The organism is Streptomyces sp. NPDC059994 (assembly GCF_042737755.1).
GTDB lineage: Bacteria > Actinomycetota > Actinomycetes > Streptomycetales > Streptomycetaceae > Streptomyces.
In genome coordinates this window covers 1-12,544 of sequence record NZ_JBHWUR010000160.1, presented here as the reverse complement: position 1 = coordinate 12,544, position 12,544 = coordinate 1, and the positions used below count along the sequence as shown (strand labels likewise).

The window sequence follows — 12,544 nt, the reverse complement described above, 5'->3', positions numbered from 1 at the left end:
GGGGGGGGGGGGCCCCCCCCCCCCGACTGCCGCCGAGCGGTCGGCCCTCCCGACGGCCGAGCCCGCGCCCGCTGCCGGCGGTACCTCCGACGTCCGGGCGCCGGGCGCTGTGCACCCCTCGCCCCCGGCCGGCCTGGCTCCCGGGGCGCCGGCGGCCGTGCCCGGTGCCCAACTTGCGCCCGAGGCCGCGTCGTTGGCGCGGGCCGCCGACGCCCCGGAGCCCGTCCCGCAGCCCGCCGCGCCCCCGGCCGCCGCGTACCCGGTCCACGCGACGGCACCCCCCGGGCATCAGGGACACCCCGTGCGCCCGGTGCGCACCGCCCTGCCCGGCGGGCCGCTCCGCCCGGCGGCGCAGCCGTACGGGGCGCCTGCCGAGGCGGCGGAGCCCGTCGTGCGCATCACCATCGACCGGCTCGAAGTCCGGGCCGCCCCGCAGCCGGCGGCCCCCGCGCGCACCCCGCGCCGCCAGCCGCGGCTCGGCCTCGACGAATACCTCAAGGGGCGGTCGTGAGCGACAGCTTCGCCGTGGCCGCCGTGACGGACACCCTGCGGGCGATCCTCCAGGGCGCCGTCGGCCGCCAGGTGCCCGGCGCCGTGGTCACCGCCCGCCCACCTGACGAGGTCACCGCCGACCGGCCCACCGCCGCCCTCAACGTCTTCCTGTACCGGGCCTCCGTCGACGGGAGCTGGCGCAATCTCGACCCCGTCGGCACGCGCCCCGGCGAGACCGGGCGGCCGGCGCTGCCGCTGGTCCTGCACTACCTCCTCACCCCGTACGCCAGCGGCGACGCCCAGGAGTCCACGGCCCAGCGGATCCTCGGCGCCGCCATGCTCGCGCTGCACGACCACGCCGTGCTGGGGCCCGAGGAGGTCAGACGGGCGGCGCCCTTCAGCGATCTGCACCTCCAGTCGGAGGCGGTGCGGATCACCCCGGTCGCCGTGTCGACCGACGACATCTCCAAGCTGTGGACCGCCTTCCAGAGCCAGTACCGCACCTCGGTGGCCTACGAGGCGCGTATCGTGCTGATCGACAGCTCACTGCCCGGCCGGGCACCCCTTCCCGTGCTGGCCCGCGGCGACCAGGACCGGGGCCCCGAGGCGGCCGCGAACACCGCCGGCCCGCTGCCGACACTGACGGGCATGACCCCCGGGACCGTGCGGCCCGGCGACGAACTGACCGTCACCGGGACCCGGTTCGACGAAGGGGACGCCCTGGTGCTGCGCCTCACCCATCCGCTGCTTGGCGGACCGGTGGACGTCGCCCCGCGAGAAGCGACCGCCGCCGAACGGGAGGCGGCCGCCACCAAGGCCCACTTCGAACTCCCCGGCGACCTGGCCGCGGGCACCTGGTCGGCGGCCGTGCTGCTCAACGCGGACGACGGCAGCCAACAGGCCACCCGGGCCCTGCCGTTGGGCGTCGCCCCGCGCCTTGCCGGACCGCTGCCGCTGGAGGAGGAACGCGAGGCCGACGGATCGGTGCGGCTCGAAGTGCGCTGCGAACCGCCGGTCCATCCGGGCCAGCGCGTCCAACTGATCGTGGGGGAACTGCCGTTGGGACCCCTGGACGCCTTCGCCAGCACGACGGACCGGCTGCGGTTCCGCTGGCCGGACGCCCGGCCCGGACGGCACGCCCTGCGACTGCGGGTCGACGACGTCGAGAGCCTGCCCGCCGTCGACGCGACGGGGCGCCCGGAGTTCCCGACCGATGCGGTGGTGGTGGTGGCATGAGGGCCGACTCCTCGACAGCGCGGGGCGAGTGGGAGGAATACAACAACCGTCACCTCGCCGACTCCCTCGCCCGGCTGCGGACCCTCCTGCGCGAACGCATCGCAGCGGCCACCGGCTCACCCGCCGAAGAGGCCGCGCATCCGGACCCGGCCACGGATCCGGACGCCACAGCCACGCCTGCCGCGGGCCCGGACGCCACAGCCACGCCTGCCGCGGGCCCGGACGCCGCCGCGACCCGGGCCGCGGCATCCGAAGGGACCACGGCACCCGCCGGTGCCGCCGGCGATCCGCCCCCGCCCCCCTCGTCGAACGCGCCCCCGTCTCTGCACGACCACCCCCCGGCGCTCGTCGGCCTGGGCGACCTGCTCGGCCTCTCCCCGTTCGAACGCGACACCCTGCTGCTGTGCGCCGCACCGGAGTTCGACCCCGGCATCGCCGACCTGTACGCCCGGGCTCAGGGCGGGCCGCTCGCCCCCCACCCCACTTTCGCTCTCGCGCTATCGCTCTTCCCCGACCCGGCTTGGGACGTGCTGTCCCCGTACCGGGGGCTGCGCTACTGGCGGCTCGTCGACGTCGACCGGGCGCCCGGGCAGCCGCTGGTCACCAGCCCCCTGCGGGCCGACGAGCGGATCGTCAACCACCTCAAGGGCCTCGACCACCTCGACGTACGCCTGCACGCCCTTCTGACCCCCCTCCGGTCAGCCCCGGCAGTCCCCGGCCGCCGGCCGCCGGCCGCCCGGCACGCGGCGGTGGACGAAGCCCTCGGCCACTGGCCGGACCCGGTGAACGGCGCGGCCGACGGCCTGCCGGTGATCCAGCTGCTGGGCGCGGACCGGGAGAGCAAGCGGTCGGTGGCCCAGGAGTCGGCCGCGGACTCCGGCCTGCTGCTGTACGGGATGCCCGCCCGGCTGCTCCCCGACTCAGCGGAGGAACTCGACGCCCTCGCCCGCCTGTGGCAGCGCGAGGCACGGCTGGCGCCGCTCGCGCTCTACCTCGACGCGGACGACGCACCAGGCGCCGACGAGGCCCCCGAGCGGTCCGGACAGGTCGCCCGGTTCCTCGAACGCAGCGGCGGCCCCCGCTTCGTGGCCACCCGCGAGGCCCGGGCCGACGTACCCGCGCCGACGGCGGCCGTCGAGGTGGCGCCGCCACCGGCCCTGGAGCGCGCCGCCGCCTGGGGCGCCGTCCTGCCGCCCGCGGACGCGGACCGGCTGGCCGGCCAGTTCACGCTGGACCTGTCGGCCATCCACGAGGTGGCCACCGCGGCCGGCGGCGACCCGGACCAGGCCTGGCGCGGCTGCCTGGTGCGCACCCGACCGCGCCTCGGCCCGCTGGCGCAGCGGCTGGACTCCCGGGTCGGCTGGGAGGACATCGTGCTGCCCGAGGAGGAGACGGCCCTGCTCCGGCAGATCGCCGACCAGGTGGCGCAGCGGGCCACCGTGCACGACCGGTGGGGCTTCGGGGAGCGCGTCAGCAGGGGGCTGGGCATCAGCGCCCTGTTCACCGGGCCGAGCGGCACCGGCAAGACCATGGCCGCCGAAGTGCTCGCCGGGCACCTGGGGCTCGACCTGTACCGCGTGGACCTGTCGGCGGCGGTGAGCAAGTACATCGGCGAGACGGAGAAGAACCTGCGGCGGCTGTTCGACGCCGCCGAGCCGGGCGGGGCGGTCCTCTTCTTCGACGAGGCCGACGCCCTGTTCGGCAAGCGCAGCGAGGTCAAGGACTCCCACGACCGGTACGCCAACATCGAAGTGAGCTACCTGCTCCAGCAGATGGAGGCCTACCGCGGGCTGGCGATCCTCGCCACCAACCAGCGCCGGGCGCTGGACACGGCCTTCCTGCGGCGGCTGCGCTTCATCGTGCCCTTCGCCTTCCCCGGGGCGGGGGAGCGCCGCGAGATGTGGGCGCGCGCCTTCCCGGCGGGCGCGCCCCTGGAACCACTGGACCTGGACCGGCTGGCCGGCCTGCCGCTCAGCGGCGGCATGATCCGCAACATCGCCCTCAACGCCGCCTTCGCTGCCGCCGCCGCGGCCACCGCCATCGCCATGCCCGCCGTCCTGGCCGCCGTACGGGCGGAACTGCGCAAGACCGAGACCCCGGTGCCGGAGCACGACCTGGTCTGGGCGGCCCCGGTGCCGAAGGGGGCGGGCCTGTGAGGATCGAGCTGCACATCGGCCGCCTCGTGCTGGAGGGCACCGACCCCGCGGACGCCCCGGCCGTCCGCGCCGCCCTCACCTCCCGCCTCACCGACCTTCTCACCCGGACCCCACCCACGACCCCCCACCACACCCACCGCCTCACGCCCCCCACCCTTCCCGCACCCACCGACCCCACGGCCTTCGGCCACGCCCTCGCAGCAACCGTCCACGCCGGCCTGACCCGCCCGACGGGGGACGGCCGGTGAGCACGAAGGCCCCGCGGAGCACCGCCGCGATGCCGACCGCGCCGACCCACGCCCCCGCGCGCCCGCTGCGCCGGGCCGCCGGGCCGGGCCCGGAGGAGCCCCGGCGGCCCGGCACATGGGTGCGGGACTTCAGCGGGGTGCGGACCCGGTCGGCCGATCAGCCCGTGCCCGAGGCCGGACTGCCGCAGCCGGCCCGGGAGGTGGTGCGCCGCCCGGGCGCCCCGCTGCCCGCGGCGGTACGGGCGGACGCCGAGCACCGCTTCCGGCACGACTTCAGCCACGTCCGCGTCCACACCGACCCCGAAGCGGCGCGCGCCGCCCGGGCCCTGCGGGCCGGGGCCTTCACCGTCGGCCACCACATCGCCTTCGCCGCCGGACGGTTCGCCCCTGCCACCGCGGCGGGCACCCGGCTGCTGACCCACGAACTGGCCCACGTCGTCCAGCAGGACCTCGGCGCCGCCGGCCACGCGGACGGCGCGGCGGCGGAGTCCGAGGCGGACCGCATCGCCCGCGACCCGGTGCCGGGCAGGAAGGTGCGGGTGGGAGCCCGGCTCGGGGTGCACCGCTCCGAGGACCACAAGGTCCTGGAGGAGGACAGCCGCGCCTTCTACTACCCGTCCGCCAACCGGCCCCAGAAGGACCAGCTGGGGGTCGATCTCGTCATGGGGGGCAGTGCCCCCGAGTACACGCAGACGACGAACCCGAAGGAAGGCGGGCGGGTCGAGGTCACGGAACGGGTCACCGGCGGCACCTGGATCCAGGTCAAGCGCCTCACGATTCAGGACGACATGAGCATGGAGGCCCTGCAGAAACGCATTCAAAAAGCCGTGAGTGACGCCGTCAACGGGTTCCACGAGGCGATCGCCCGCCCCGAGGCAGCCAAGAACTGGCCCATGGAGGGCGCGAAACGTGAGGGCAAGACGGCGCAGGGCACGTGGAACCGGACGGTGTACGAGAAGTCCGACGCCCTGCTGATCCACATTGAGGTGCCGGGTCTCTCGGGCAAGAGCCCCGCGGAGCAGAGAATCCTCAGGGAGACCGCCGAACAGGCCCGCAGCGGCGCCCGGTTCGGCCGGATCCCGCTCAGGATCGTCATGGTCGACCCGCCTCCCTCGGCGCGGGGTGTGGCGCTCGCCCGGCTCAAACTCACCGGCAGCCTGTCCGGGAAGCTGCCCACCAGCCTCAAGGTCCTGGCAGCCGTCTCGGCCCTCGTGAAGGTGTACAAGGCGGTGGAGTTCATCAAGGTCCCTTTCGCCGCGTACGACCAGATGCTGGCTGTCCAGTGGCAGGCCGAGCAGGCGGGCAAGGGGGAGCCGGCCATCCTCCGCGACGAGTCGGCGAAGCTCAGGAGCATGTGCGCCCTGCTCGTCGACGCCCGGGCCGAACAGGACACTTACAGCGAGCAGCTCCGGGACCTGCCGTCCTCGCTCGTGGCTATCGGTGCCTCGGGCGACCTGGACGCGATCCGCAAGACGACGTGGGCGCTCGTGTCGGCCTGGTCCGTCGTGGGCTCCCGGCTCAATGACGCGAACGCCGACATCCGCCGGATCGAGACCTACAAGAAACGTGCCGAGCAGCGCCAGGGCGCCGCGAAGAAGTTGTTCGACGTCGCCTACGCGGTCCGCGCCTTGGACGAGGGCGCCGAGGCGAAGCAGGCCCACCTGTGGCAACTGGGTGTGGACCTCCAGCACCTCATCAACCTGTCGGACAACGCCATCAAGGAGGCGACCGAGCTGCGGGACCGCCTCGCCGACGACGACAACTCCCTCATGGCGTGGGCCCGACTCCTCAAGGAGTGGTACTTCCACTTCGAAGCCCAGAACCCGCCGGCCCCCAATGCCCCCGCCGCACCGGCCCAGCCGTAACGCACCCTCCACCCGAGCGGAGACTGCCTGATGACCCCTTCCGGACCGGCCCCCCTGCGGGGCGGCATCGTGTTCCTCGACCCCGAGCAGGGGCGCGTGCTGCGTGTCGTGCCGTTCCAGTACAACCCGGACACGGTGACCCGGACGCTCACCGCGCAGGGGGTCGGGGACGAGGCGGGGGCGCGGCTGGAGGCGCTGCGGCTCAAGGGGCCGCCGAAGGAGACCTTCAAGCTCGACGCCGAGTTCGATGCGGCCGACCAGCTCGACCCGATGGGGTGCCGGTCCACGGAGGTGGGGCGGACCGGGCTGTTCGGGGCGCTGGCGGCGCTGGAGAGCGCCGTGTACCCGCCCAGCGCGCAGCTGCTCGAAGAAGAGAGCCTCGCCTCGGCCGGGATGATCGAGATCGCTCCGGTGGAGGCGCCGCTGACCGTGCTGGTGCTCGGCGCCCGGCGGGTGGTCCCCGTGCGCATCACGGAGTTCACCGTCACCGAGGAGGCGTACGACGGCGAACTCAACCCGATCCGGGCCAAGGTGGGGCTCTCCATGCGCACCCTCACCGTCGACGACGTCGGCTTCCGGCACAAGGCAGGCGTCCTGTACCTGCGTTACCAGCAGACCAAGGAGCGGTTCGCCGACCTCGTCGGCACCGGGGGGCCCGAAGCGGTGGGCCTGACCGCCCTCTGAGGCAGCCCCGGACACGACCCCGAGAACCCGAAAACGAGACCCCGAGAACCCGAGAACCCGAGAACCCGAGAAATGGCAGCGGATGTTCGACCCCACCAGCCGGTACCACGCCATCGCCACCGCGACCTGGACGGCGGCGGACGGGCGGACCGTCACCTACGTGCGGCGCCGCTTCCTGCCGCAGCCCGACGAGCTCGCGCCGCTCGGCGAGCACGTCGTGGTGGGCGGCGACCGGCTGGACCTGATCGCCGCCCGGCACTTCGGCGACCCGGACCAGGACTGGCGGATCGCCGACGCCCACCGGGTGCTGCGGCCCGACGACCTCACCGCAACCCCGGGCCGGCACCTGCGCATCACCCTCCCCGCCGGACTCCCCGGCATCCCGGCCACCGGAGCCGCCCCGTCATGAGCGCGAACCTGCGGCTGATGCTGCTCATGGGCGCGATGGTGCCCGCGCCCGCCCCCGCCGTGCTGCTCGACGCCCTCCAGTCCGTCCAGGTCACCAGCTCCAGCGGCGGGGCCAGCGGCTTCCAGCTGACCTTCGCCGTCGCCAAGCGCTCGCCGGTGATGCAGGTGCTGCTGCCCACGGGGGTCCTCGACCCGAAGACCAGGGTGGTCGTGGTCGCGGTGGTCGCCGGTGTCCCGCACGTCCTGATGGACGGCGTGGTCACCAGGCAAGAGCTCAACCCCGGCACCTCGCCCGGCACTTCGCAGCTCACCCTGACCGGTGAGGACCTCACGCTCCTGATGGACCTGCGGCACGTCCAGTGCAGCTATCCCGGCATGCTGCCCAACCTGCGGGCGATGGCCGTGTGCGCGCAGTACGCCCAGTACGGCATCGTCCCGGCCGCCGTGCCCGCGGTGATCAGCAACCTCCCGGACCCGACGAAGAAGATCCCCGTGCAGTCGTCCACCGACCTCGCCTATCTCAAGTCGATGGCGTCCGAAGCCGGTTACGTCTTCTTCCTCGAACCGGGACCCGCCCCCGGCGTCAGCATCGCCTACTGGGGCCCCGAGGTGCGCGCCGGACTCCTCCAGCCCGCGCTCACCGTCGACTCGGGTGCCGCCACCAACGTCGAGTCGCTCACCTTCGGCTACGACGGGCTCAGCCGGACCCAGTACACGATCCCGCTCACCGAACCCAACTCCAAGATCACGTTCCAGCTGCCGGTGCCGGACGTCAGCCTGCTCCGCCCGCCCCTCGCCGTCCGGCCGGCCCTCGCCATGCGCGAGGAGCCGGTGCCCGACCTCACCGGCCGCACGATCCCCGAGGCGCTGCTGCTGGGACTCAGCCGCACCTCCGCTTCCGCGGACGCGGTCACCGGCAGCGGCAAGCTCGACGTGCTGCGCTACGGCCACGTGCTCAGCGCCCGCCACCTGGTCGGCGTCCGCGGCGCCGGGCTCGCGTACGACGGCGTGTACTACGTGCGCAGTGTCACCCATGACATCCGGCGCGGCGAGTACAAGCAGAGCTTCACGCTCAGCCGGGACGGACTCGTCTCCAACACGCCGGTGGTGATCCCATGACCGAGCCCGCCTCCGCCACGAAGCGATGGGACGGCCTCTACCAGGGCGTGGTCGTCTCCAACGTGGACCCGATCCAGAGCGGCCGACTGCTGGTGCGCGTGCCCGAAGTGCTCGGCGACGAACCGAGCTTCTGGGCGGAGCCGCTCACTCCGTTCGCCGGCCCGGGCTGCGGGATGCACGTCGTGCCGGTGGTCAACACCGGGGTGTGGGTGCAGTTCCTGGGCGGTGACCCCACCCGGCCCGTCTATCTCGGCTTCTGGCGCGGCGGCCCGGCCGAGGTCCCTCTGGCCGCCAAGACCACCGCGCCCGGCATCCCGCAGATCGTGCTGGCGACTCCGGGCCAGAACCAGCTGGTGATCAGTGACCAGAGCGCGCCGCTGGGCGGCATCACCCTCCAACTCCACGGCCCCGCCGGGCCGTTCATCAAGATCGACGAAAAGGGCATCGAACTGTCCTGTGGTCCCGGCCTCGCCAGCATCAGGCTCATGGGCAAGCAGGTAATCGTCAACGACGGCGCCCTGATGGTGCAGTGAGGAGTACGCGATGCCAGGCCTGCTGTTCCACTTCGGGGCCACCATGACCTGCTTCCATCCGCCGGGACTCGCCAACATCCCGACACCCGTCCAGCAGCGCGTGCTGGTCATGGCGCAACCGGTCGCCACCAGCGCGGACACCTTTCTCGTCACCGGCTGCGGCCTGACCGGGACCGGCGCCCCGCCCTGCACGGCGATCAAGTGGATGGGCGTGGCCGGCCGGGTGTTCGTGAACGGGCTGCCGGCCCTGCTCCAGCCCACCCCGCCGCCTTCCCTCGGCGCCGGGCTCAGCACGAACGTGCCGCCTGCGCCGCCCATCGTGCAGGTCGCCCAGATCCGCGTGTGGGGGATGTGAGCGCCGTGAACCTCGACTTCCCCTACCGCATCGACGCGCGCGGGCGGACCGGGGCCACCGGGCACCCCGAGCACGTGCGGAACATGGTGGAACAGGTGCTGTTCACCACGCCGGGCGAACGGGTGCGCCGGCCCGACTTCGGCTGCGGGCTGCTGGACCTGGTCTTCGGGCCGGCCGGCCGGGAGGTGGCCGCCACCGTCGAGATGACGGCCCAGGCCGCCCTGCAGCGCTGGCTCGGCGATCTGCTGGCCGTCGAGACCCTCGAAGTGACCGTGGAGGAGTCCGCGTTGAACGTGTTCGTCGCCTACCGGCTGCTGGCCACCGGCGAGCGGCAGAGCATCCGCATCGACGGAGGGACCGCGCGATGACCGCAGCGGAGTACCGTCCGAAGCAGGAATCCGCGTACGGGCCCGTGGACACCACCTCGTACGGGACCTCGTACGGATCCCCGTTCGGATCCGCCTACGCTCCGCCGCCCCCGGGCGGGTCCGGATCGCCAGGGCAGGGCTGCGACAGCGAGCTGCGCCGCACCGCCGTCCGCGAACACGGCCTGGCCGGCATCGAGGACGTCTCGGTCGGGGCCGACCGGCGCACGCTGACCGTCGTGTTCTTCGGGACGCTGCCCACCGGGCTGACCCGGCGCGACTTCAGCGTCGAGGGCGGCCGGCGCGTCACCGGCATCCGGGTCACCGCCGTCGCCGCGCACGACTCCCCGGACGGGGACGGCGACCGCTGCTGCCTCCGGCTGACCCTCGACCGGTGCGGCGACACGTCCGTCTACCGGCTGCGCGTCTCGGGCCCCGGCCTCGACTCCCGCTACAACAGCCGGGAGTTCAGCTTCCGGCCCACCCCGGCGGGCCTGGACTGCGCACCCGCGGGAGAGCCCTGCCCGCCGCTGCCCGTCCCGGCACCCGTCATCGACTACCTGGCCAGGGACTTCCCGAGCTTCCGGCGGCTGCTGCTCGAACGGTTCTCCCTGACGATGCCGGGGTGGACCGAGCGGCACACCGCCGACCTCGGCGTCACCCTGGTCGAGCTCCTCGCGCACGTCGGCGACCGGCTGAGCTACCAGCAGGACGCCGTCGCCACCGAGGCGTACCTCGACACCGCCCGGCTGCGCACCTCCGTCCGCCGACACGCGCGGCTGGTCGATTACCCGATGCACGACGGCTGCGCCGCCCGCACGTTCGTCTGCCTGGAGACGCGCGAAGAGGTCACCCTGCAGGGCGCGGACCTGGCCTTCACCGTGCTGCCGCCCGGCCGGTACGCCGGCCCGACCGGCCCGGTCGGTCCGGTGCTGGCGGCGGCGGAGGTCGACGCCGGGCAGCGGCCCGTCTTCCAGCCGGTGCACGACCAGGGCATCACACTGCACCCCGCCCACAACAGGATCTCCCTGTGGACGTGGGAGGACCGCGAATGCTGCCTGCCCGCAGGCACGACCACGGCCACCCTGCGCGACATGGGGACGGAGAAGGGGAAGGGGCCCCCGCAGCGCGTGCTGCGGCTCGTCCCCGGCGACGTCGTCATCTTCGAGGAGGTGCTCGGCGCGGACACCGGATCCCCGGCCGACGCCCTCTCCGCGCACCGGCAGGCCGTCCGGCTGACCGGGGTCACCCCGACGGTCGACCCGCTCACCGGCACGCCCGTCCTTGAGATCTCCTGGGCCGCCGAGGACGCCCTGACCTTCCCCTTCTGCGTGAGCGCCCGCGGCCCGGCCGGCGAGGACCTGGAGGTAGGCATCGTCCGCGGGAATGCCGTGCTCGTCGAGCACGGCCTGTCCAGCACGTGGGCCGGCCGCCGCCCCGAAGTGCTGCCCCCGCCCGTCGGGCGCCGGCCCCACACCCTGCGGGGCAGTCACGTCACCCGGACCGCGCCCTACCCCCGGCCCGCCGACATCGCCGCCGCGCAGGCCCGGCGGCTGGAGCGGCTGCCGGATGCGGCCCGGGACCGGCTCTGGGAACTCGGCAGGCGGGAGGTCCTGCCCGAGGACGCCGACCTCGCCTTCCTGCGGACGCTGTTCGGGCCCCGCGCACTGGACCGGGTCCGCCTCGAAGAGCATCCCGGCGCGGCGCTGAAAACCCTGCTCCACCGCTTCGACGAGCTCCTCGCAGGCAAGCTCCGGCGCATCGACGCCCTGGCCCGGCAGGCCCGTTCGGGGTATGTGCTCCAGGAGGCGGACACCGGCTGGGAGCTGGACCACACCTGGGGCAAGGGCGCGTGGCGGTTGATCGCCCCCGACAACCACGCCCTGCACGGTCCGGCCCGCGAGGCCCTGCTCCCCGACCCGCGCGAGGCACTGCCCGCCCTGCGGGTCTGGCCTTGGAGGGACGCCGTGGACGAGCCCACCGGCCCGTCGGGCAAGGAAAAGACGGGGCACAAGTCCCATCAGACGCACGAGAGGCACAAGAGGCATCAAGCGCAGGAGACCCATGAGGCGCATCAGGGGCAGCAAGCCCAGCAGACGCACACAGGGCACACATCGCAGACAGCACAGGCTTCCCCAACAGCACAGGCTTCGCAGACCCCCGACGACACCGACCACCGCCCCGACCGGGCGGAGGAGCCCTGGACCCCGCGCCGCGACCTCCTCTCCAGCGGCCCGCGCGACCGCCACCTGGTCGGCGAGAGCGACGACGACGGCATGCTCACCCTCCGGTTCGGCTCGGGCGGCGCCGGGGCCGTACCGCCCCCCGGTAGCAGACTGGTGGCCGAGTACCGGATCGGCAACGGCCGGGCCGGCAACGTCGGCGCGGGCACGATCTGCCTCGTCTCCGCCGGCACGGGCGACCTGTCGGCCGTCGCCGACGTGTACAACCCGCTGCCCGCCACCGGCGGCACCGACCCCGAACCGGTTGCCGCGGTACGGCTCGCCGCCCCCCGTGAACCCTTCCGCCGCCTGCGCCGCGCCGTCACCGCCGCGGACTACGCCGCGCTCGCCGGCCTGCGCCCAGGGGTCCAGCGGGCCGCCGCTGCCCTGCGCTGGACCGGCAGCTGGTACGAGGCGGACATCGCGGTGGACGCGCTGGGCAGCGCCGACGTACCGCACCGGCTGCTGGCGGAGATCCGCCACGAGCTGCACCGCTACCGCCGCATCGGGCACGACGTGGTCACCGGCCCGGCCGTGCACGTCCCCCTCGAAGTCGACCTCGCCGTCACGGCCGAGCCCGACCACATCGGCGGGCACGTACGGCGGGACGTACTGCGCGAACTGCGGCCGGGCCGTCTGCCGGGCGGCCGCCGGGGCTTCTTCGACCCCGACGAGCTGACCTTCGGAACCCCGGTGCGGGTGAGCCGGCTGGTCGCCGCGGCCGCGGCCGTCCCCGGGGTCCGGCACGTCGAGGTGACCCGCCTGCGCCGGCTGCACGGCCCGCCCGGCCCCGCCCCGGCCCCGACCGCCCCGACCGGTCCCGCCCCGGCCCCGCCCGCCCCGACCGGTCCCGCCCCGGCC

Annotated in this window: 11 protein-coding genes and 1 pseudogene; all 12 read left to right on the top strand. The window is 74.3% G+C overall.

Annotated features, from left to right (window positions below):
* Positions 1–511: pseudogene (locus ACFWA7_RS38010) on the top strand (hypothetical protein); the annotation flags it as partial.
* Positions 508–1,728, top strand: coding sequence for a DUF4255 domain-containing protein (locus ACFWA7_RS38005; protein ID WP_385827720.1), 1,221 nt, complete (start codon positions 508–510; stop codon positions 1,726–1,728). The pseudogene ACFWA7_RS38010 and the gene ACFWA7_RS38005, both read left to right, overlap by 4 nt.
* The gene (locus ACFWA7_RS38000; RefSeq protein ID WP_385827718.1) at positions 1,725–3,884 is read left to right on the top strand and encodes an ATP-binding protein; all 2,160 of its coding nucleotides are present in this window, start codon (positions 1,725–1,727) and stop codon (positions 3,882–3,884) included. The genes ACFWA7_RS38005 and ACFWA7_RS38000 overlap by 4 nt, the downstream gene beginning before the upstream one ends.
* Entirely contained in the window at positions 3,881–4,132 is a 252-nt protein-coding gene (locus tag ACFWA7_RS37995; RefSeq protein WP_385827716.1) for a hypothetical protein, read from the top strand. Before ACFWA7_RS38000 ends, ACFWA7_RS37995 begins: the two co-directional genes overlap by 4 nt.
* Positions 4,129–5,997 carry a DUF4157 domain-containing protein gene (locus tag ACFWA7_RS37990; protein ID WP_385827714.1) on the top strand — a complete coding sequence of 623 codons (1,869 nt, stop codon included), beginning with the start codon at positions 4,129–4,131 and terminating at the stop codon, positions 5,995–5,997. Before ACFWA7_RS37995 ends, ACFWA7_RS37990 begins: the two co-directional genes overlap by 4 nt.
* Before the next feature lie 30 nt (positions 5,998–6,027).
* Entirely contained in the window at positions 6,028–6,681 is a 654-nt protein-coding gene (locus ACFWA7_RS37985; protein ID WP_385534279.1) for a hypothetical protein, read from the top strand.
* 82 nt (positions 6,682–6,763) lie between these two features.
* On the top strand, positions 6,764–7,090 hold the full coding sequence (locus ACFWA7_RS37980; RefSeq protein ID WP_385534277.1) for a LysM domain-containing protein: 327 nt from the start codon (positions 6,764–6,766) through the stop codon (positions 7,088–7,090).
* Positions 7,087–8,208: a hypothetical protein gene (locus tag ACFWA7_RS37975; RefSeq protein WP_385827712.1), complete on the top strand. Its 1,122-nt coding sequence runs from the start codon at positions 7,087–7,089 to the stop codon at positions 8,206–8,208. Before ACFWA7_RS37980 ends, ACFWA7_RS37975 begins: the two co-directional genes overlap by 4 nt.
* Positions 8,205–8,741 (top strand): phage baseplate assembly protein V, encoded by a 537-nt coding sequence (locus ACFWA7_RS37970; RefSeq protein WP_385534274.1) that lies wholly within the window; start codon positions 8,205–8,207, stop codon positions 8,739–8,741. Before ACFWA7_RS37975 ends, ACFWA7_RS37970 begins: the two co-directional genes overlap by 4 nt.
* 10 nt (positions 8,742–8,751) lie before the next feature.
* The gene (locus ACFWA7_RS37965) at positions 8,752–9,096 is read left to right on the top strand and encodes a hypothetical protein (RefSeq protein ID WP_385534272.1); all 345 of its coding nucleotides are present in this window, start codon (positions 8,752–8,754) and stop codon (positions 9,094–9,096) included.
* A gap of 5 nt (positions 9,097–9,101) precedes the next feature.
* Positions 9,102–9,464 (top strand): GPW/gp25 family protein, encoded by a 363-nt coding sequence (locus ACFWA7_RS37960; protein WP_385827710.1) that lies wholly within the window; start codon positions 9,102–9,104, stop codon positions 9,462–9,464.
* The coding region (locus tag ACFWA7_RS37955; protein WP_385827708.1) for a putative baseplate assembly protein at positions 9,461–12,544 on the top strand (3,084 nt) is incomplete at its 3' end. The genes ACFWA7_RS37960 and ACFWA7_RS37955, both read left to right, overlap by 4 nt.